The 19,845-nt window shown below is 48.2% G+C and carries 19 protein-coding genes; 11 read left to right on the top strand and 8 right to left on the bottom strand.

The genetic code is table 11. The features are described from left to right. Positions 1-122: 122 nt before the first annotated feature. The 5 genes from L3V45_RS19625 (at position 123) to L3V45_RS05165 (ending at position 4,479) form a co-directional block, all read left to right on the top strand. Positions 123-638 carry a methyl-accepting chemotaxis protein gene (locus L3V45_RS19625; RefSeq protein WP_369719112.1) on the top strand — a complete coding sequence of 172 codons (516 nt, stop codon included), beginning with the start codon at positions 123-125 and terminating at the stop codon, positions 636-638. A gap of 130 nt (positions 639-768) precedes the next feature. Further along, complete coding sequence (locus L3V45_RS05180; RefSeq protein ID WP_024085089.1) at positions 769-1,326, top strand: biotin transporter BioY; 558 nt, start codon at positions 769-771, stop codon at positions 1,324-1,326. Positions 1,327-1,337: 11 nt separating this feature from the next. After that, the gene (locus tag L3V45_RS05175) at positions 1,338-2,774 is read left to right on the top strand and encodes an acyl-CoA synthetase (RefSeq protein WP_109567408.1); all 1,437 of its coding nucleotides are present in this window, start codon (positions 1,338-1,340) and stop codon (positions 2,772-2,774) included. Next, positions 2,762-3,853, top strand: coding sequence for an acetyl-CoA C-acyltransferase (locus L3V45_RS05170; protein WP_032857752.1), 1,092 nt, complete (start codon positions 2,762-2,764; stop codon positions 3,851-3,853). The genes L3V45_RS05175 and L3V45_RS05170 overlap by 13 nt, the downstream gene beginning before the upstream one ends. Before the next feature lie 50 nt (positions 3,854-3,903). Next, positions 3,904-4,479 (top strand): histidine phosphatase family protein, encoded by a 576-nt coding sequence (locus L3V45_RS05165; protein ID WP_014304741.1) that lies wholly within the window; start codon positions 3,904-3,906, stop codon positions 4,477-4,479. 14 nt (positions 4,480-4,493) lie between these two features. Here the strand turns inward: L3V45_RS05165 and L3V45_RS05160 are convergent, their stop codons facing one another. Next, the gene (locus L3V45_RS05160; RefSeq protein ID WP_025852070.1) at positions 4,494-5,372 is read right to left on the bottom strand and encodes an ABC transporter substrate-binding protein; all 879 of its coding nucleotides are present in this window, start codon (positions 5,370-5,372) and stop codon (positions 4,494-4,496) included. A 488-nt stretch (positions 5,373-5,860) separates the two neighbouring features. On the opposite strand from L3V45_RS05160, the gene L3V45_RS05155 reads away from it, so the two are divergent. Beyond that, complete coding sequence (locus L3V45_RS05155; RefSeq protein ID WP_003155195.1) at positions 5,861-7,009, top strand: S8 family peptidase; 1,149 nt, start codon at positions 5,861-5,863, stop codon at positions 7,007-7,009. 44 nt (positions 7,010-7,053) lie between these two features. Here the strand turns inward: L3V45_RS05155 and L3V45_RS05150 are convergent, their stop codons facing one another. Then, positions 7,054-8,304, bottom strand: a complete 1,251-nt coding sequence (locus tag L3V45_RS05150; protein ID WP_003155197.1) for a M48 family metallopeptidase — start codon at positions 8,302-8,304, stop codon at positions 7,054-7,056. Between the two features lie 154 nt (positions 8,305-8,458). On the opposite strand from L3V45_RS05150, the gene L3V45_RS05145 reads away from it, so the two are divergent. Further along, entirely contained in the window at positions 8,459-8,854 is a 396-nt protein-coding gene (locus tag L3V45_RS05145) for a YhfM domain-containing protein (protein WP_003155199.1), read from the top strand. A 47-nt stretch (positions 8,855-8,901) separates the two neighbouring features. On the opposite strand, the gene L3V45_RS05140 is transcribed toward L3V45_RS05145, so the two are convergent. The 4 genes from L3V45_RS05140 to L3V45_RS05125 all read right to left on the bottom strand — a co-directional run bounded on the left by L3V45_RS05140 (position 8,902) and on the right by L3V45_RS05125 (position 13,042). Beyond that, positions 8,902-10,443, bottom strand: a complete 1,542-nt coding sequence (locus L3V45_RS05140; protein WP_236837280.1) for a fatty acid--CoA ligase family protein — start codon at positions 10,441-10,443, stop codon at positions 8,902-8,904. A 131-nt stretch (positions 10,444-10,574) separates the two neighbouring features. After that, entirely contained in the window at positions 10,575-11,219 is a 645-nt protein-coding gene (locus L3V45_RS05135) for an SDR family oxidoreductase (protein WP_236837279.1), read from the bottom strand. A gap of 80 nt (positions 11,220-11,299) precedes the next feature. After that, a complete protein-coding gene (gene lplJ / locus L3V45_RS05130; RefSeq protein ID WP_003155205.1) occupies positions 11,300-12,295 on the bottom strand; it encodes a lipoate--protein ligase in 996 nt (331 codons plus the stop codon). Positions 12,296-12,307: 12 nt separating this feature from the next. Further along, positions 12,308-13,042, bottom strand: a complete 735-nt coding sequence (locus L3V45_RS05125) for an MBL fold metallo-hydrolase (RefSeq protein WP_014304736.1) — start codon at positions 13,040-13,042, stop codon at positions 12,308-12,310. 151 nt (positions 13,043-13,193) lie between these two features. On the opposite strand from L3V45_RS05125, the gene yhfH reads away from it, so the two are divergent. Together yhfH and L3V45_RS05115 are read left to right on the top strand one after the other, a co-directional pair. Beyond that, positions 13,194-13,334, top strand: a complete 141-nt coding sequence (gene yhfH / locus L3V45_RS05120; protein ID WP_012117221.1) for a protein YhfH — start codon at positions 13,194-13,196, stop codon at positions 13,332-13,334. 233 nt (positions 13,335-13,567) lie between these two features. After that, complete coding sequence (locus L3V45_RS05115) at positions 13,568-14,857, top strand: glutamate/proton symporter GltT (RefSeq protein ID WP_003155211.1); 1,290 nt, start codon at positions 13,568-13,570, stop codon at positions 14,855-14,857. A gap of 40 nt (positions 14,858-14,897) precedes the next feature. Here L3V45_RS05115 and L3V45_RS05110 read toward each other — a convergent pair whose 3' ends face one another. Continuing rightward, positions 14,898-15,929: a M42 family metallopeptidase gene (locus tag L3V45_RS05110; protein WP_206335253.1), complete on the bottom strand. Its 1,032-nt coding sequence runs from the start codon at positions 15,927-15,929 to the stop codon at positions 14,898-14,900. A 131-nt stretch (positions 15,930-16,060) separates the two neighbouring features. Here L3V45_RS05110 and L3V45_RS05105 point away from each other — a divergent pair, with 131 nt between their 5' ends. Both L3V45_RS05105 and fabHB read left to right on the top strand, forming a co-directional pair. Next, positions 16,061-16,282, top strand: a complete 222-nt coding sequence (locus tag L3V45_RS05105; RefSeq protein ID WP_003155215.1) for a hypothetical protein — start codon at positions 16,061-16,063, stop codon at positions 16,280-16,282. 137 nt (positions 16,283-16,419) lie between these two features. Then, a complete protein-coding gene (gene fabHB / locus L3V45_RS05100; RefSeq protein ID WP_003155217.1) occupies positions 16,420-17,397 on the top strand; it encodes a beta-ketoacyl-ACP synthase III FabHB in 978 nt (325 codons plus the stop codon). Between the two features lie 50 nt (positions 17,398-17,447). On the opposite strand, the gene L3V45_RS05095 is transcribed toward fabHB, so the two are convergent. Then, positions 17,448-19,781 carry a YhgE/Pip domain-containing protein gene (locus L3V45_RS05095; protein WP_014304734.1) on the bottom strand — a complete coding sequence of 778 codons (2,334 nt, stop codon included), beginning with the start codon at positions 19,779-19,781 and terminating at the stop codon, positions 17,448-17,450. Positions 19,782-19,845: the final 64 nt, after the last annotated feature.

Raw genomic sequence — 19,845 nt, 5'->3', positions numbered from 1 at the left:
AGGAGCTGGTCGATAAATCTGAGGGCATTTCCGAGGCGTCAAAAGCCGGCACCGTCACTTCCGTACATGTCGAAGAAAAATCAATCGGCGGGAAAAAAGAGCTTGAAAGCCAGCAGCAGCAGATGAATAAAATCGACGCTAGCCTTCTGCAGATTGAAGAAGAAATGGACAAGCTGAATGACATCGCCCAGCAGATCGAAAAAATCTTCGGCATCGTGACGGGGATCGCCGAGCAAACGAATCTCCTGTCACTCAACGCTTCAATAGAATCCGCGAGAGCCGGGGAGCATGGCAAAGGGTTCGCCGTTGTCGCGACGGAGGTAAGGAAGCTTTCAGAGGATACGAAAAAAACTGTTTCCACCGTATCAGAGCTCGTGAACAATACCAATACACAAATCAACATCGTGTCCAAACATATTAAAGATGTAAACGGACTTGTAAGCGAAACGAAAGAAAAAATGACGCAGATCAACCGTCTGTTTGATGACATCGTCCAAAGCATGAAAACGAGCAAAGACCAGACAGGCAAAATCGACGTTGATTTGCAGGCCTTTCTCGGCGGCCTTCAAGAAGTCAGCCGCGCCGTTTCCCACGTTGCATCATCCGTTGATTCACTTGTTATCCTTACAGAAGAATAAAGATAAACCGACCGGCCTTTTTCATAAAAGGCCGGTCTTTTTAATGTTAACTTAAAATATAATAGAGTTGACATATATAAAGACTCGCTTTATTGTATAAACATATTTTGATAAGCTGGAGGAATACATAATGAAATTGACAGAAATGATGCATATTGCCGTGTTTACCGCCATTATGGGACTTTTGGGGCTGCTTCCGCCGCTTTTCTTATCCTTTACGCCGGTTCCGATTACGCTCCAGACGATCGGTGTGCTCTTATCAGGAAGCATCCTGAAACCGAAAGCGGCATTTTTAAGCCAATTGCTTTTTTTGCTGATTGTGGCATGCGGAGCGCCTCTCCTTTCAGGCGGAAGAGGCGGGTTCGGGGTTTTTTTCGGGCCGAGCGCCGGATATCTCATCGCATATCCGCTGGCGGCATTACTGCTGAGCCTCAGCATCCAAGGCCTTCGCTCAGCTGCTGTCCCCCATTTGTTTATCAGACAGTTCTTGTTCGGCGTGCTGTTTTTGTATGTCATCGGCATTCCCATTCAGGCTTTTATAATGCACATTGATATCTTGACTGCCGTAAAGCTCAGCCTCATCTATGTGCCCGGAGATCTGCTTAAAGCGGCCGCAGCCTCATTCGCAGCCGTAAGAATCAGAAAAACTCTTCAAGCAAGCCGGCTTTTGCCGACGAAAGGAAGCTGATTTTAGTCACCATGATTACATCATCATATTCAGATACAGCCGGACAAGCGCCGGAACAGATCGCAATTCAGACAGAAACAGAACAGATCACCTATCAAACTTGGAACAGGCTAGTAAACCAAACCGCAAACTGGCTTGGCAGCCTTTCAGATAAACCGGAAAACCTTGCGATATTACTGCCGAACGGCATCCCATTTTTACAACTTTTCGCAGGGGCGGCGCATGCCGGCTGCACGGCGGTTCCGTTAGATCCCCGCTCGGCTGCGGCGGAACTCGCGGACCAGCTGCACATCAGCAAAACCGACCTCGTCATCTGTGACCGCCGGCTGAGCGGCAGACTGGACGGCATCAAAACGCCTGTCATCCTGTGGGATGAATGCAGGCCTTTGATCGAGGCGGAAAAAACGGAAGGCGCTTTTATCAAAAACACCGGCCTGCCCTTTTATACCGGATTCACCTCGGGATCGACCGGTAAGCCGAAAGCCTTCACCCGCTCTCACCGTTCGTGGCTGGAGAGCTTTTCTTGTACGAAACGTGAGTTCGGCATTTCCCCTGATGACAAAGTGCTGGTACCGGGCACGCTTCGCTCGTCACACTTTTTATACGGCGCCGTCAGCACTTTGTTTATCGGCGGAACCGTCCTCCTTCAAAGAAAATTCAATCCGGCCGGAATGAAAGACCGGCTCAGACAAGCTGACGTTCTATATACCGTTCCGACAATGACGGACGCCCTGCTCTCACTAGAGGCGTTTCCGGATACACCGCTCAAGGTGATTTCTTCCGGTGCAGACTGGCCCGCTTCGTCTAAACAAGCGCTGTCAGAGCGCTATCCCCATTTACGGTTGTACGATTTTTACGGAACGTCTGAGCTGAGTTTCGTGGCGTTCTTATCGCCTGAAGACAGCGTCCGGAAGCCTGACGCGGCGGGCCGTCCGTTTGAAAATGTTACAATCGAAATCCGCCGGCCCGGCGGAGAACGCTGCATGCCGGGCGAAACGGGGAAGATTTTTGTGAACAGCCCGATGAAATTTTCCGGATACATCAACGGCGCAAAACCTGATGATTCCGGCTGGATGACGGTTGATGACATGGGATATATCGATCGTGAAGGCTATCTTTATATCGAAGGACGTGAAAACGGGATGATCGTATCAGGCGGCCTGAATGTATTCCCGGAAGAGATAGAACGTGTGCTCAACCGCTGTCCGGGCGTCAGAAAAGCGGCCGTCATCGGCATTCCTGATGATTATTGGGGCAGCATCGCCGTTGCGGTGATCGACGGACATGCAAATGTAAAGGAACTGAAGAAACAGTGCCGCGAGCAGCTGGCGGCATATAAAATCCCGAAAAAATGGCTGTTTTCAGAAATACCGGAAACAGCCGGCGGAAAGATCGCCCGTGCCGCCGTACAAAAGCAGGCAAAGGACATGATGGAATGGAAGCTGTAATTACGGATGCGAAGCGGACGATTTTCGCCCGGGAAAACGGCCTGTTAAAAGACTGTCTCCCCGAAGATTTGGCAGCTCCGCTGATCCGACATTTGAGCCGGAACATGCCCGAAGACATTGATGAAGTCCTGATCGGAAACGCGACGGGCCGCGGCGGGAACCTCGCCCGGCTGTCAGCCTTGGCCGCCGGGCTTCCTTTGAGCGTGTCCGGTACGACCATCGACAGGCAGTGCGGTTCCGGATTGGACGCCGTGAGGGTCGCGTGCCACTTTGTTAAAGCCGGCGCGGGGAGCACATACATCGCGGGAGGAGCGGAGAGCAGCAGCCGTTCCCCTTTCTCATCCCGGGCGCGCTTTTCTCCTGAACACATCGGCGATCCTGATATGGGCATAGCGGCCGAGTATACGGCACAGGCTTACGGCGTAACGAGAAAGATGCAGGACGAATATGCCCTTCTCAGCTATGAACGGAGCGTCAAAGCGCACGAAGACGGCTTGTACCGCCGGGAAATTCTCCCCTGTCACGGATTCGCCGCTGACGAAAACATGCTGAAAAAGCGGAACATGGGGCCTCTCATCGCCCGCGCCAAACCCGTCTTTCAGTCCGGAGGCTCTGTCACCGCGGCCAACAGCTGCGGAATTTCTGACGGGGCGGCGGCAGTTTGTGTGATGGAAGAACAAAAAGCGCGGTCTCTCGGTTTAAAGCCGGGATTGCGTTTTATCGGAAGCGCGGTAAGCGGCGTCCATCCGCATTATCCGTCAGCAGCTCCGGTTTATGCCGTCAAAAAGCTTTTGAAGGAACGGGACCTGTCACCGGATGATATTGATATATACGAAATCAACGAGGCGTTTGCCGTCAAAATATGCGTTTTCTCACAGCAGCTTCAAGTGCCGTATTCTAAAATAAATGTCCGGGGCGGCGCTCTGGCCGTCGGGCATCCGTACGGGGCTTCCGGGGCGGCGCTTATCACCCGGCTTTTTTATGAAGCAAAAAGACGCCCGGATGCCCGCTACGCAGCAGCAGCGATCGGCAGCGGAGGCGGAGTCGGACTGGCGCTTCTCTTTGAAGTGTTAACGTAACGGCAGTATAATAGATGATATCGATAAAAAATGATCGGAGTGGAGACTTTATGACTGCCGTTTGTTTAGTAAGACATGGAGAGACTGATTGGAATGCCCAAAAGAAGCTTCAAGGCAAATCGGATATTCCGTTAAATGCGACGGGAGAGCGTCAGGCGAAAGAAACAGGAGAGTACTTAAAGGGGTCCGAATGGGATGTCATCGTCTCGAGCCCGATGAAACGGGCCAGAAAAACAGCTGACATTATTAACGGTTTTTTGAATCTTCCCATTGTCGTCATGGAAGATTTCAGAGAACGGAGCTACGGTGATGCGGAAGGAATGTCTTTGCCGGAACGGTCGAAGCGCTACCCGGATAAAAACTACCCGAACATGGAGACCGCAGAAGAGCTGACAGACAGAATGCTTGCCGGTTTAGTGAAAGTTCAGGAGCGGTTTCCTGATCAAAAAGTACTGATCGTCGCTCACGGCGCAGCCATTCACGCCCTCTTGTCCGCTATTTCTGACGGTGATACCGGCATACAAAACGCAAAGCTTGTCAATGCGTGCCTGAGCAATATCGAACGAATTGAAAATAAGTGGCGCGTCAAAGATTACAATGTAAGCAGCCACCTATCAGAATCATAACAAAAAGGCCCGAATTAGTTTTGGGCCTTTTTGGCGAGCATTTTTTTCTGAAGATCATGTAATACGGCGTCCGCACCGTCAATGCTCCGGCGCTCCGTCCATACCGCCCTGTCCGCGCGATAAACGTGTCCGTTTTTTACGGCAGTCAGCTGTTTCCAGAGGTGATTTTTTTCGAGTTCTTCCTCACCGTCCAATAGTACGATGTAATCAGGATCGATATGCAAAAGCTGCCCGGGCGTCATTTTGATAGCGCCTGATTTCCCGCCGGAATCCGTCTGGACCGCATATGTAAACCCTGCGAGCGTCATAAGCCGGGATGTGAAAAACCGGTCATCCTTTACGGAAATGCTGCCATTTGCAGCGTCAATTAATAAAATCGTGCCGCCTTCTGCATCCAGCTTTCTTTTGATGTCATTCAGCTTTTCTTCCTGAGCCGACAATTGTTTCTCTATGATGCCCTCTTTACCGACCGCCTTTTCAATGGTAAGGGCAGCATCAACCGCATCCTGATAATCCGCAGCTTCATTTTTCAAAGCGATTGTCGGAGCGATCTTTGTCAGCTCATGGTATATCCCCCTGTGCAGGCTTGAGTCTGCAATGATGAGATCGGGTTTTAACGAAGTGATCTTTTTCAAATCGGGATGTGACGGGGGCCCGACGGACGGACTGCCGTCGTTTCGCTCTTTCCGGTTATCCGCCGCGGCCGCCGGCTTTATACCGAGATCATGGAGGGTGTCAATAAAGCCCTCATTCAATACGGCGATGCGCTGCGGGTGCGCAGCCACATGCGCCGTCCCCAGATCATGCCTGACGGCGGTTTCATGTTCCTGTTCTGAGCATGCCGTTATGAAGAGAACGGATAAGATCATCAGCATACTGAAAATTGGTTTCATCTGTTCCCCCTCTTTCGTTTTTCCGCAATTATATCATTGACAATATAAGTATCAATGATATTCATTATCATTATTTTTATAAAATGGTTTCACAGCTTTTCTCCCTCAAGAAAGTCAAAGACTGATTCATGCCGGCCGCTTTATTTCATTCCGCTTTCGTTTCCATCAGACTTCTGCATTCAACAAAAGGTGACATTTATCCTGTTTTTGCCTCAGCTTCCAAAAATGGAATCAAACCGTTCGACCCAGTAAACAAGAGAGCGATTGCGACTGTGTACAAATACTCATGTCCTTCCATCGGTTTTTTCCATTAAAATTTAAATATTTCGGGTTCCTATTAAACGAAAGAGAGATGATATACCTAAATAGAAATAAAACAAACTGAAAAAAATTGGGTCTACTAAAATATTATTCCATACTATACAATTAATCCACAGAATAATCTGTCTATTGGTTATTCTGCAAATGAAAAAAGGAGTGGATAAAGAGTGAGAGGCAAAAAGGTATGGATCAGTTTGCTGTTTGCTTTAGCGTTAATCTTTACGATGGCGTTCGGCAGCACGACTTCTGCCCAGGCTGCAGGGAAATCAAACGGGGAAAAGAAATATATTGTCGGATTTAAGCAGACAATGAGCACGATGAGCGCCGCCAAGAAAAAAGATGTCATTTCTGAAAAAGGCGGGAAAGTGGAAAAGCAATTCAAATATGTAGACGCAGCTTCAGCTACATTAAATGAAAAAGCTGTAAAAGAGCTGAAAAAAGACCCTAGCGTCGCTTACGTTGAAGAAGATCATGTTGCACAGGCGTACGCGCAGTCCGTGCCTTACGGCGTATCACAGATTAAAGCCCCTGCTCTGCACTCTCAAGGCTTCACCGGATCAAATGTTAAAGTAGCGGTTATCGACAGCGGTATCGATTCTTCTCATCCTGATTTAAAGGTAGCAGGCGGAGCCAGCATGGTTCCTTCTGAAACAAATCCTTTCCAAGATAACAACTCTCACGGAACTCACGTTGCCGGTACAGTTGCGGCTCTTAATAACTCAGTCGGTGTATTAGGCGTTGCGCCAAGCGCATCTCTTTACGCTGTAAAAGTTCTCGGCGCTGACGGTTCCGGCCAGTACAGCTGGATCATTAACGGAATTGAGTGGGCGATCGCAAACAATATGGACGTTATTAACATGAGCCTCGGCGGACCTTCTGGTTCTGCAGCCTTAAAAGCGGCAGTTGACAAAGCCGTTGCTTCCGGCGTCGTAGTGGTTGCGGCAGCCGGTAACGAAGGCACTTCCGGCGGCTCAAGCACAGTGGGCTACCCTGGTAAATACCCTTCTGTCATTGCGGTAGGCGCTGTTAACAGCAGCAACCAAAGAGCATCTTTCTCAAGCGTAGGTTCTGAGCTTGATGTCATGGCACCAGGCGTCTCTATCCAAAGTACGCTTCCTGGAAACAAATACGGCGCGTACAATGGTACGTCAATGGCATCTCCGCACGTTGCCGGAGCGGCTGCTTTGATTCTTTCTAAGCACCCGAACTGGACAAACACTCAAGTCCGCAGCAGTTTAGAAAACACCACTACAAAACTTGGTGATGCTTTCTACTATGGAAAAGGGCTGATCAACGTACAGGCGGCAGCTCAGTAAAACATAAAAAACCGGCGTCGGCCATGGCCCCGCCGGTTTTTTTATTATTTTTCTTCCTCCGCATGTTCAATCCGCTCCATGATCGACGGGTGGCTCCCTCTGAAAATTTTGACGAGAAACGGCGGGTTGACCCGGCTCAGTCCCGTATCGGCCAAGTCCTGAAACGTCTCAATCGCCGCTTCCCGGTTTCCGGTCAGCTCGATGCCGTAACGGTCGGCGGCGTTTTCCTGATACCGGGAGACGGCGTTCGTAATCGGATCAGAAGCAAAACTGAGAACGGATATGAGCAGCAATAACAGCGGGAGGGCGGCCAGATCTTCAGGCCCCTTTATATGAAGCATTCGGCCGAAGAATTTGGACAGCCGCTTATAAAGCTTGTCAATGATATAAAACCCGGCTAATGACAGCAGCAGATACCCGGCCAGTCCGATGTACACGTGCTTCATCACATAGTGCCCCATCTCATGCCCCATAATGAACAAAATTTCCCGATCCTTCAGTTTGTTAAGCGTCGTATCCCACAAAACGATCCGCTTATTCGAACCGATGCCCGTCACATACGCATTCAGCGCATTCGTTTTCTCCGACATATTTACTTCATACACATGGCTGGCCGGAATGTCGGCCTTGTCGGCAAGCGACAAAATTTTGCTTTCCAGCTCCTTGTCTTTCAGCGGATAGAAATCATTGTATAAAGGATCAATCACGACCGGCTGCAGGAAAAACAAAAACAGGGTAAACGGCACAGTAAGACACCAAGCGTAAAACCACCATTTTTTTGTATGCTTTGTGATCAGCCAGTAAAACACAAGCACACACACGGCAAACAGCGGAAAACTGATCCAGAAATCAATGACATGGTCTCTTATCCAGCTTGCTGCTGTCTGCGTCGAAATATGATACGCAAGCGAAACCCGATATCCGATCCACTCAAGCGGAAGCGAAGCCGCCGTAACGATGAGTGAAATCACAAATACGAAGCTTACGATTTGCAGCACCCGAAAGCGCACCGCTGCTTCCAGCCAATGCTTTATTTTTTTTGCAAGCCCCGTAATGAGCAGCAGAAAAAATAAAAACCAATCTAACGGCGCTCCGATGAAAAATAAAAAATCCTTTACATTTGAAAAGTTTTCAGCGGCTGCCAGGCGGCCCGGGTCCATGAACGAGGACGGATCGGCTTTCGTTCCCTTTACGGCCTCCGGGACGGCGGAGTCTCCTGTCATAAAGAAATACCAATAGAAAAAAAGGCCGTACAGCACATAGGCAAGTCCCGCTGCCGCTATCCATTTGCGCATGGAAGTCTCCCTCCTTAGCCTTATGACTTACTCCTATTGTAAGCATAAATGCAAATAAATAGAACCAAGCCTCCGAAACGGATGTTAATCTTTTCACAACAGAAAAGAATGGAACAACAGGAAGCGGGAAAGACTAAAAGACGGAGTGATGAATATGAAAAAAATAATCGCGTTTATTGTAGTAATCGCCCTTTTGGTTATTGCTTTCTTCTATGTATACAGCCGGACCGGCGATGTGTTTCCATCAAGCAACGCAGATCTGATTATTCTGTCAGAGCACGGAAAAAAAGAGATCAAAATTAAAGACAGGCAGAATGTAAAAGATATGCTCGATATCTTGAACCAAGGAAAACAAGTCAAACTGACCAAAAGCGTGTCTCCCGATTACGACGGAACGGTCAAATACCATGAAGACCGTTTTGATTCATTCAGCATGTGGCTCGAAAGCGGCAATTATATGATGTACAAGTATAAAAACACGTATTACAAACTGACCCGGCATGATACGAAGCTTGTGCAAAGCATCATTAAGGAAGAATCGCAGAGCTGACCGGATCAGCATGTAAAAGCGAAGCCCCCGGCTTCGCTTTTCGTCCGTCATTTCGGAAGCATGTCCCGGACCGCCCTTCTCAGCAGCTTCCCGGTCGCGTTCTTCGGAATCTCATCAAGAAAAACCACTTCCGCCGGCCGCTTATATTTTGCCAAATGTGTTTCACAGTAATCGAAAACCGCCTGCTCTGTCAGCTCACCGTCCGCAGGCACTATATAAGCATGCACCGCTTCCCCCGTTTTGGCGTCAGGAACGCCGACGACCACGGCTTCTTTAATGCCCTCATGGCTGTAGAGCACTTCTTCTACTTCGCGCGGATAGACATTGTATCCGCCGACGAGAATCATATCTTTTTTTCTGTCGACGATATAAAAATAACCGTCTTCGTCGCGCTTCGCCAAATCACCCGTGTACAGCCAGCCGTCTTTCAGCGCGTGCTCCGTCTCCTCGGGCATCTTGTAATAGCCTTTCATCACATTCGGCCCTTTCACGATCAATTCTCCCACTTGATGGTCGGGCAATTCGCGTCCGAGCGTATCGACGACTTTATTTTCGACATGTAAAATATTCGTCCCGATCGAGCCGGGCTTTCTCCCCCGGTCAAACGGATTAAAACAAGTAACCGGAGACGCTTCAGAAAGTCCGTACCCCTCCAGAATGGTGACGTCAAAGGTTTGTTCAAACGTCTGCAACAGAGCGACCGGCATGGAGGCCCCGCCTGAAATGCACAGTCTGACGGACGCAAAATCCTCCGCCTTGCCGTGCTCGTATTGATACAGATAGTTATACATCGTCGGAACGCCGGCAAAAATGGTTGCCTGACGGCTTTTAATCAGTTTAAACACAGAGGCCGGGCTGAATTGCGGCTCGATTAAGACACACGCTCCGCTCATCAGAGGCGCATTCATACAAACGGTTAAACAAAAAACGTGAAACATCGGCAGTGCCGCCACAATTTTGTCTTTCTCATTCATTCCTAAGTATCCGGCGACATCATTTGCATTGGAGAAAAGATTCTGATGGGTGAGCATGGCGCCTTTCGGTTTTCCGGTCGTCCCTGAGGTGTATAAAATGACGGCAGTATCGTCTTTGGACAATGTCGGATAAGTTCTGCTGCGCTCCGCCGGGCGGAGCATTTTTGTAAACGTTGTCATTTTTAAGCGCAATTGAGGGTCTTCTGTCGATGGAGCGTTCTCTGCTGTCTGGCTGATAATGATATGCTCCAACAGCGGCAGCGAGCCGTGCAGGCTTTCAAATACGGGAATTAATAGGTCGATGCCGGCGATCGCTTTGACATCGCCGTTTTTCAGCATGTATGCGATTTCTGAAGGTGTGTATGCCGGATTAACAGGTATGACGACAATTCCCGCTTTTAACGCGCCGAAAAACGCAATAACAAAGTCAGGCGTATTTCCGAGCAGCAGCGCGAGATGATCCCCTTTTTTCAGTCCCCTGTCCTCCAAGCCGTTTGCAAATGCTTTGATTTTACCTGCCAGCTCCTCATACGTCATGTACTGATCTTGAAACAGACAAGCTGGTTTTTCCGGTTTCTGCGATGCCGTTTCTTCCAATTTGGAAACCAGATTCATTTTCCCACCCCTTTAAAAATATAATGAATGAATAGTCATTCATTTATCCGGAATAAACGTTCACTTTTATTATAGAAAAATATAGAAAAACACTCAAGGGCAAAAAGCCCCGAGTGCCGTAAAACCGGAAACTATAATTGTTTCAGCGCTTCACTGACCAGCGTGCCGCCCGCTGTCAGATCGAACGCTTTTTCATACGTATTCGGTTCATCAAGGGATGCGATAACGGTCTTGGCGACATCGTCTCTTGAAATGGAGCCTCTTTCTAAATCGGCCGCGGCTTTGATATTTCCCGTGCCGGGATCATTTAATAACCCGCCCGGCCGGATAATCGTATACGTCAGACCGCTCGCTTCAAGAATTTTATCCGCATAATGCTTTGCGGCATAATACGGCTTCAGCGCTTCATTCCAATTGTCGCGGTTATGAGCCTGAAGGGCGCTTACCATAATGAACCGCTTGATGCCGGCCTTCTTTGCCGCTTCTATCGCTTTCGCCGCTCCGTCAAGATCAATCAGAAGCGTCTTATCGTATCCGGTGCTTCCTCCTGATCCGGCGGTAAACACAATCGCGTCACAGCCTTCAGCGGCTTTCGCGATGTCTTCCGTGCTTCCTTCCAAATCTGCAAGAACGGCTTCTGTTCCTGCGGCTTGAAGCGCTTCTTTCTGCTCTTCTTTCCGGACCATCGCCCGCAGCGTATGCGTGCCGTCTTTTTGAAACAGCCCGGTCAGACGCTGTCCGATCTGCCCGTTTGCTCCGATGAGAAATACTTTCATCATGATCCCTCCCCATTCATTATGGTTCTATCATTTCACAAAAACGGGTGCTGATTCAAATCATGCGTTCGGCAAATGTTCTAATAAATCAGCTCGAGGAAATCTTCCAGCTCTATTTTGCCGAAATACTGTTTCAGATCGATTCCGGCCAGCGCCTCCCTGATAGCGGTTCTGTCATACTGTTTTCCGGTCAGCGCCTGTTCGACTTCACTCACATCTTTCGCACCGAAGAAATCACCGAAAATTTTGCAGTCCTGAATGATTCCTTTTTTCACTTCAAGACGCAGATCAATCGATCCGACCGGATAACGTTTCGAATGCTGAAGGTTGAATGCGGGCGACCTTCCGAAATTCCAGTCCCAGTTTTGATAGCGCTCTTCGGAAATCTTCCGGATCGCTTTCCAGTCTTCATCGGTCAGTTTATATTCCGGCACTTCGGAAAGATCATTTGTATTAAAAATATGGTGAAGCAGATGTTTTTTGAATTCGTCCGCCGTCATTTTGTCATCAAGAAACTCGCTGATGTTGGCGACACGGCTTCTGATTGACTTAATGCCTTTTGATTCAATTTTGTCTTTTTTCACTTTTAAGGCTGACACGACATGATCAATGGCGGAATCCAGCATTAATGTTCCGTGGCTGAAAATACGCCCTTTCGTCGAAAATTGAGCGTTGCCGGAAATTTTTCTGCCGTCCGCGACGATGTCGTTTCGGCCGCTTAATTCAGCTTCCACACCGAGCTGGCGCAGCGCCTGAATAACGGGTTCGGTGAATTTTTTAAAATTGTGGAAGCTGTCGCCGTCATCCTTGGTGATAAAACTGAAATTCAGATTCCCGAGGTCATGGTAAACCGCGCCGCCTCCTGACAGCCTGCGGACGACGATGATTCCGTTATCTTCTACGTATTTCGTATTGATTTCTTCTATTGTGTTTTGGTTCTTCCCGATGATAATCGACGGCTGATTGACATAAAACAGCAGGTATGTCTGTTCAGGGTCGAGATGCTTCACGCAATATTCCTCGATCGCGAGGTTGATCCTCGGGTCGGTTATGTTTTGGTTGTCGATAAATAACATGGTGCTCCTCCTTTATTTCTCCCACTTCAATCCGGAAGCGGCGATTGTCACTTCGCCCCCGAACACGGATTCCGCTTCTTCTTTCAGCTTCCGGTGCTCGCCGAAATGAGGCAGATGTGTGAGAATCAGCTCCCCCGCTCCGGCCTCCTCCGCGATACGTCCGGCTTCCAAACTGTTCATATGGCCGGCTGACGTGCCGTCCTGGTCCGCGTAAAAATTGCACTCGCAGATCAGCAGATCGGCATTTTCCGCAAACGGGATAAACGCGTCCTGGTAGCTTGAATCAGCCGTATACACAACAGAAGCTGAACCGTCAGTAATCCGCATCGCATAACAAGTGACCGGATGCACCGTTTTCAGGAAGGTAATGGTGAACGGCCCGGCGGAAAGCGGGCGGTCCGGCTGATAGGCCACTCCTTTCGTATGCGTTTTATATGTAAGACGCTCAAACTGTTCTATATCAGCATCATGCCCGTAAATCGGCAGTGCATGCGTCCCTTTTCCGAGAAAGGAGCCGACCTGTTTGGCAAATTGAAGCGGCCCGATATCAGCGATGTGATCATGGTGATAATGGGACAAAATGACGGCATCAAGCTCTTCTGCCGGAACATAGGCAAACAGCTTTGATAATACGGCGCTTCCGCAATCGACGAGCAGAGAATAGCCGCCGGACTGAAACAGATAGCCTGAAGTTGCTTCGTTTGCGGCCGGAAACCCGCCGCAGCATCCAATAACTGTAACTTTCATATGACCCTCCGAATGTTTATGATAAAAAGACCCTTTCCTCCAATATACCTATTTTTCGTACAAATTGCATGTTTTAAACATTGTGCCAAAACAGCCGTTGATTTTCCGAAACTGTTATAATACAATGTAGAGACAAAACAATGAAAGAGGGATGGGTATGTTGGAAAAGATGTCGGATTTTTTCAGAAATTTACCCGGTAAGAAATGCGAAGAATGCGGAAATGAGATTGTTGAGCAGTATGAGTGTCACATTAATCTGTGCAATGACTGCTTGAAAATTAAGGATATGTGACAATAGGGCGCCGCACAATTCTAAGTTGTGCGGCGCCCGTTTTTTCGGCCGTCATCATACTTTCTGAATAGGGCGTTATTCACCATTATTAGCAATTATCTGTACGTTTTAAAAGATTCAGTATTTTCAATCTATATTTTTCTATAGACGGATTGTTTTCTTTTCTATTATAATTTGTTCTAATAGCTATCTTTTTAGATACTTATTGCACTTTTTTCTTCGGGAGGTAATCTATGAAAAAATTACGCTTTGGACTAGCGACGCAAATTTTCGTCGGACTCATACTAGGGGTTGTAGTCGGTGTCATCTGGTACGGCAATCCCGCCATTCCAACATATTTACAGCCTATCGGCGATTTGTTTTTACGCTTAATCAAAATGATAGTGATTCCAATTGTCGTCTCCAGCTTAATCATCGGCGTTGCCGGCGCGGGAAGCGGAAAACAAGTCGGAAAATTAGGCTTCAAAACGATTTTGTATTTTGAGATCATTACCACTTTTGCCATTATTCTCGGGCTGGCTTTGGCGAATCTGTTTCATCCGGGAACAGGCGTTAATATACATGAAGCTCAAAAGACAGATATCAGTCAATATGTTGAAACAGAAAAAGAACAAAATAACAAATCTATCGCAGACACATTCCTGCATATCGTACCGACAAACTTCTTCCAATCATTAGCCGAAGGAGATCTGCTTGCCATCATCTGCTTTACCGTGCTGTTTGCACTCGGCATCTCGGCAATCGGTGAAAAAGGAAAGCCTGTCTTGGCCTTCTTTGAAGGTGTTTCTCATGCGATGTTCCATGTTGTGAACCTCGTCATGAAAGTTGCGCCGTTTGGTGTTTTTGCGTTGATTGGTGTTACCGTTTCCAAATTTGGGCTCAGTTCCCTGCTTTCACTCGGTAAACTGGTCGGTTTAGTGTATGTAGCTTTGGCTTTCTTTCTCATTGTTGTATTCGGAATCGTCGGAAAGCTTGCCGGAGTAAACATTTTCAAATTCCTCGCCTATATGAAGGATGAAATTTTATTAGCGTTCAGTACGTCAAGCTCCGAAACCGTACTCCCCCGCGTTATGGAAAAAATGGAGAAAATCGGCTGTCCGAAAGGTATTGTTTCCTTTGTTGTGCCGATCGGATATACCTTTAACTTAGACGGATCTGTGCTGTACCAATCTATCGCCGCTTTATTCCTCGCTCAGGTATACCACATTGACTTGTCCATTTGGCAGCAGATTACCCTTGTGCTTGTCTTGATGGTCACTTCCAAAGGAATGGCTGCCGTGCCCGGGACTTCTTTCGTCGTCCTGCTTGCGACATTAGGCGCATTCAACATTCCTGCAGAAGGCCTTGCATTCATCGCCGGTGTTGACCGGATTATGGACATGGCCCGCACGGTCGTCAATCTGACCGGAAACGCGCTGGCATCCGTTGTGATGTCAAAATGGGAAGGCCAGTATGATCCCGTTAAAGGCGCGAAGGTCATGAGCCTCGCCAAAACAGAACAAAACACAACCATTTCAGGTTAAAATGAAAACCCTGCACGGAATGATTTCCGCGCAGGGTTTTTTATGCCATCGGCGATAGAACGTACCGGTGCAAAAGCTTCGCCGTATTAAGAAGCGATAATTCATGCGTGCGTTCAAAAGCGTGTGAAGCGTCAATTCCCGGGCCGATCAGCCCGTGAACGATGTCATGGCCCGAACGGATGGCTGCTGAGGCATCAGAACCGTAATACGGATAAATATCAAGCTGATAATCAATGCCATAGCGCTCCGCAAGCCCGGCCAGATGTTTTCTGAGCTGATAATGGTACGGTCCGCTCGCATCCTTCACGCAAATGGAGACGGTATATTCATCCGTAGACTGGCCGTCGCCGATCGCTCCCATATCAACAGCCAAGTATTCGACGGTCTCAGGAGGAATGTTGGAATTGCCGCCGTAGCCGATTTCTTCATTATTAGAAATCAGAAAATGCGTCGTATACGGAAGTTCGATTTTCTCTTCCGTGATGCGGCGGATTAAATTCAAGAGCAGAGCCACGCTCGCTTTGTCATCAAGATGCCGGGACTTAATAAAGCCGCTCGGCGTAATCTGCACGCGCGGGTCAAATGAGATGAAATCGCCGACCCTGATGCCGAGCTCGGACGTCTCTTCCTTCGTCCGGACAGGCTCATCAAGGCGGACTTCCATATTCTCCTGATTCCGCTCTGCCTTGCCGGCGTCCTTGTAGACGTGCACTGAAGTCTGATGCATTAAGATGGTGCCTGTATAGGTTTTGCCGGAAGAAGTTTGGATCTCGCAATATTCCCCTTCAATCGAGTGATATCGGAAGCCGCCGATCAAGTCAATCTTCAGCCGGCCGTCCGACTTTATTTCCTTTACCATCGCGCCGAGCGTATCGACATGCGCCGTCAGCAATCTGTGTTTCTTGTCATCACGGCCGGGAATTGTGACAAAAAGACCGCCTTTGCGGTTTCTGTAAGAGGAGACGCCCCATTCTTTTAAAAGACTTTCTGTATAGGCGATAACCTCGTATGTATTGCCCGTCGGACTCGGAATCGACACCAGTTCTTTAATCAGTTCCATCGTATGTTTCATATTTTCCACAGGTCATTCCTCCTATCAATTTTATTCTTCTTAAAATATACTCTTTTGATCCATAACCCGTCCAATCTTTTCCTGCTCTTTTTTCATAGAATGAAGGGAGCATGAGCATAGGAGGGAAATGTATGATCAGCCGTAAACCGCACAAGCGGAAAAGGTTTCATAATGATTGGTTTGAGGATTGGTTTGAGGATGATTGGTCTGGTGCAGCCTTCTGGTGCTGTAAAAAAGAAAAAGATCACTGTAAAAAGAAAAAAGAAGACCCTTGTAAAAAGAAGAAAGACAAAAAGAAGAAAGACAAAAAGAAGCATCATCATTCATGCCGCCGCTGCTGCCGTCATTGGTAATCGTTCACACAAGCCCGTTTTACAAATAAAATTCTCATGCTCCCCAAACAGCGGATGCTGCTTGGGTTTTTTTATTAAAATTAGTACCAAGTAATAATATCAGGTGTTATAATCTGATATAAAGGAGTGATTTTTTCATGTCAAAATCTAAAATTACAGCAATCGGTACATATGCTCCGGCACGCCGATTAACAAACGCGGATTTGGAGCGCATCGTCGATACATCTGATGAATGGATCGTCCAGCGCACCGGTATGAAGGAAAGACGCATTGCCGGCGAACATGAATTCACATCGGATTTGTGTGTGGAAGCGGTGAAAAACCTTGCAGAACGATACAGCGGAACTCTTGATGATGTCGATATGATTCTTGTCGCCACAACGACGGCGGACTATGCGTTTCCAAGCACCGCGGCACGCGTGCAGGCTTACTTCGGCTGGCCGCACACGGGAGCGCTTGATATTAACGCCACATGCGCCGGACTCACTTACGGCCTTCAGCTCGCAGACGCATTAATTACCGCCGGTTCCCATCAAAAAGTGATTGTCATTGCCGGTGAAACATTATCAAAGGTAACGGATTATACTGACCGGACGACCTGCGTTCTTTTCGGAGATGCTGCAGGCGCCCTATTGGTGGAACGCGACGAATCAGCGCCGGGCTTTTTGGCAGCCGTGCAAGGAACAGCGGGAGGAAGCGCGGACGTGTTGTATCGCACGGGACTGAGCGCAGAATTAAACGGCGAGCCGCTTAAAGGCGGAGGAAATATGGTGCAAAACGGGCGCGAAGTATATAAATGGGCGGCCAGAACCGTGCCTGAGGAATGCAATGCCCTTTTAGAAAAAGCCGGCTTTTCAAAAGACGATCTGGATTGGTTCGTTCCTCACAGCGCCAACATGCGGATGATCGAATCCATCTGTGAAAAACTGCCCTTCCCGCTTGAACGGACATTGACAAGCGTTGAATATTACGGCAACACTTCATCGGTTTCTATTATTCTCGCTTTGGATGAAGCTGTGAAAGCAAAAAAACTGTCGGAAGGCCAGACGCTGGTATTGTTCGGGTTCGGCGGCGGATTGACGTATACCGGACTTTTGGTGAGATGGGGATTTTAATCGAAATCAAAAAAAAGAGGCCCTGAGCATCTGCTCAGCGCCTCTTTTTCTTATGCTGTTATTTCTTCTTCCGTTTTGTGTTCTTTTTTGCTTTGCACCGTAAAATACACGATGGTCAGCGCGATCATGACAACGGCGATGCCCAACAAAATGGATGCCTGCTGCCACATATAGCCGTAATCGCCATTTGAAATGACGGCACGGAACCCGTTGATGCTGTAAGTCATCGGCAGTGCCCCGTGAATCACTTGATAGAATCCCGGCAGGAGTTCAAGCGGGAAGGTTCCTCCGCTTGCCCCAAGCTGGAGCACCAGAATGATGACAGCGATAAAGCGTCCCGGATTTCCCATCGTTGTCGCCAATAATTGAATCATCGACAGGAATGCGATGCTGGTAATCATCGTAAAGAGATAGAATCTCCAAGTGCTTTCCACATCAAGCCCGATTCCTTTTAACAGAACCGTGGCGACTATAACGGATTGAATCAGTCCGACGAGCAGAATGACGCTGAATTTGCTGAGGAACCATTCAAAACCGTTTCTCGGACGCCCTGAAGCTTCACTCAGAGGGAATACGACCGTCAGCATCAATCCGCCGACATACAAGCCCATAGAGAGAATATAAGGCGTCAGTCCGGTACCGTAGTTAGGCACGGAATGAATCGCGTTATCGTCCGTTTTTACCGGATCGGCAAACATGCTGTACGTTTTGTCATCTGTCTTAATGTCCCCGGTTTGATCAGCCGCATCTTTCAGCTGGCTGGACAATTGTCCGGTGCCGTCTAAAAGCTTGCTTAAACCGGTGCCGAGAGACGCTTGACCCTGCTCAATTTTGGACGAGCCGTCATGGATTTTGTTTTGCGCGTCCAGCAGTTTCGTTAAGCCGCCAGACACCTGGCCGCTCCCTGACACTAACGCTTCTGATCCTGATTTGAGCTGTCCGAACTTGCTGTTGTATTCGCCGATACCGGCCGTCAATTTGTTTTGGCTTTCAAAGACGGTCTGCGCTCCGCTGTACAATTTATCAGTTCCAGCCGTCAGCTGGTTAATCGCGTCTTGTACCGCCGCCGCGCCGTTATACAGTTTCGATGTGGACTGAGGCAGTGCTTTCAGCTGATCAGCCTTCGCTTTTACATCTGCCAGCGCGCTTTTTATGACTGACATATCCGGAAGCTGGATATCTCCGCCGGACGGAAGCTGGCTGACGATATTGTCTAAATCCGGAAGGTCGGCCTTCGGAAGCTTCTCATTCAGAAGCTGAACAAGTTTCGCTTTTTGCTCATCCGTTAAGAAATCACTGTCCTTAATCACCTTTTTGACCGCGTCATCCCGGGCATCCAGGCTGTTTTTCAGATCAGAAAGCTTTTTCTTAAACTGCTGCAATTCCTTTTCAGTCTGCTCAAGCTCGCCAACCGCTTTTTCAATATCTGAGAGGTTGACTGAATTGATCGCATCTTCAAATGCCGCCGCTTTTTGCGACACTTCCTGCGCCTTGCTGTTTAACGCGCTTAATCCATTCGTTAAATCCGGAAGCTTTTGCTGGAGCTGCTTTTGTGCGTCAAGGCTCGTTTTCAGCCCGCTGGCCACTTGGCCTCCTCCTGAAGCAATCTGTCCTGATTTATCTTGAATTTCGGCGCTTGCGCTCTGAAGTTTTGCGATAGAGCTGTCAAGCGTTTGAATTCCGCTTGTCACTTTCGCCGCTCCGTCTGCAAGCTGCTGCGTTTTATCGCCGATGGTGGCGGTGCTTTCAGTAAGCTTCGCTAAATTTTCCTTCAGCTTGGCGCTGCCGTCTTTCGCGTTTTTCGTGCCGTCGTCTATTTTCTTGGCGCCGCTGCTGGCTTTGCCGAGTCCTTTGGCAATATCTTTAAAATTGTCAAAAATGACTTTTGCGTATTGCTCCGTCACTTCTTTCGACACGGAGGCTTTCAGCTTGTCGATCGCCTTTTCTCCGATTGTCGCGCCGACATAGTTTGATCCGGCATTCGTATGATATTTCAGATCCAGCTTCTTCGGATTTTTATCCATTACCGTGCTGGCGTTTTTAGAAAAATCTTCAGGAATCTCGACCAATAAATAATATTTAGCATTTAATAAGTCCTTTAACGATTGATCAAGATCGTTTGAAAAATGCCAATCAAAATTATCATTTTTCTTTAACTCTTTCACAAGATCGTCACCGATCTGAAGATGTTTCCCTTCGTAGTCCGCCCCTTTATCCTGGTTGACAACGACAACCGGCAGCTGATCCACCGTGCCGTACGGGTCCCAGTACGCCTTCAAAAACACTCCGCTGTAGATCAGCGGAACGAATAATATGGCAATGATGGGGATTAACAGTTTCTTGTTCGTTACAATGTCTTTCCACTGGCTTTTTATTGTATTCAACCCTGTTGCCTCCTTCCGCAAACTGACTCATTTGACAAAACGGTCACGGCACCTAAAAAGTGAA

It is taken from the genome of Bacillus sp. R45 (genome assembly GCF_021729365.1).
In the GTDB taxonomy this organism is placed as follows: domain Bacteria; phylum Bacillota; class Bacilli; order Bacillales; family Bacillaceae; genus Bacillus; species Bacillus velezensis.
Note: the sequence above shows the minus strand (reverse complement) of the source record. Positions and strands in the feature narration are given on the sequence as shown.

Excerpts from the sequence above, each read along its gene's own strand:
- L3V45_RS19625 (WP_369719112.1), top strand. The coding sequence starts at position 123 with ATGAATAAAATCGACGCTAGCCTTCTGCAGATTGAAGAAGAAATGGAC.
- L3V45_RS05180 (WP_024085089.1), top strand. The coding sequence starts at position 769 with ATGAAATTGACAGAAATGATGCATATTGCCGTGTTTACCGCCATTATG.
- L3V45_RS05175 (WP_109567408.1), top strand. The coding sequence starts at position 1,338 with ATGATTACATCATCATATTCAGATACAGCCGGACAAGCGCCGGAACAG.
- L3V45_RS05170 (WP_032857752.1), top strand. The coding sequence starts at position 2,762 with ATGGAAGCTGTAATTACGGATGCGAAGCGGACGATTTTCGCCCGGGAA.
- L3V45_RS05165 (WP_014304741.1), top strand. The coding sequence starts at position 3,904 with ATGACTGCCGTTTGTTTAGTAAGACATGGAGAGACTGATTGGAATGCC.
- L3V45_RS05160 (WP_025852070.1), bottom strand. The coding sequence starts at position 5,372 with ATGAAACCAATTTTCAGTATGCTGATGATCTTATCCGTTCTCTTCATA.
- L3V45_RS05150 (WP_003155197.1), bottom strand. The coding sequence starts at position 8,304 with ATGCGCAAATGGATAGCGGCAGCGGGACTTGCCTATGTGCTGTACGGC.
- L3V45_RS05145 (WP_003155199.1), top strand. The coding sequence starts at position 8,459 with ATGAAAAAAATAATCGCGTTTATTGTAGTAATCGCCCTTTTGGTTATT.
- L3V45_RS05140 (WP_236837280.1), bottom strand. The coding sequence starts at position 10,443 with ATGAATCTGGTTTCCAAATTGGAAGAAACGGCATCGCAGAAACCGGAA.
- L3V45_RS05135 (WP_236837279.1), bottom strand. The coding sequence starts at position 11,219 with ATGAAAGTATTTCTCATCGGAGCAAACGGGCAGATCGGACAGCGTCTG.
- lplJ (WP_003155205.1), bottom strand. The coding sequence starts at position 12,295 with ATGTTATTTATCGACAACCAAAACATAACCGACCCGAGGATCAACCTC.
- L3V45_RS05125 (WP_014304736.1), bottom strand. The coding sequence starts at position 13,042 with ATGAAAGTTACAGTTATTGGATGCTGCGGCGGGTTTCCGGCCGCAAAC.
- yhfH (WP_012117221.1), top strand. The coding sequence starts at position 13,194 with ATGGGTATGTTGGAAAAGATGTCGGATTTTTTCAGAAATTTACCCGGT.
- L3V45_RS05115 (WP_003155211.1), top strand. The coding sequence starts at position 13,568 with ATGAAAAAATTACGCTTTGGACTAGCGACGCAAATTTTCGTCGGACTC.
- L3V45_RS05110 (WP_206335253.1), bottom strand. The coding sequence starts at position 15,929 with ATGAAACATACGATGGAACTGATTAAAGAACTGGTGTCGATTCCGAGT.
- L3V45_RS05105 (WP_003155215.1), top strand. The coding sequence starts at position 16,061 with ATGATCAGCCGTAAACCGCACAAGCGGAAAAGGTTTCATAATGATTGG.
- fabHB (WP_003155217.1), top strand. The coding sequence starts at position 16,420 with ATGTCAAAATCTAAAATTACAGCAATCGGTACATATGCTCCGGCACGC.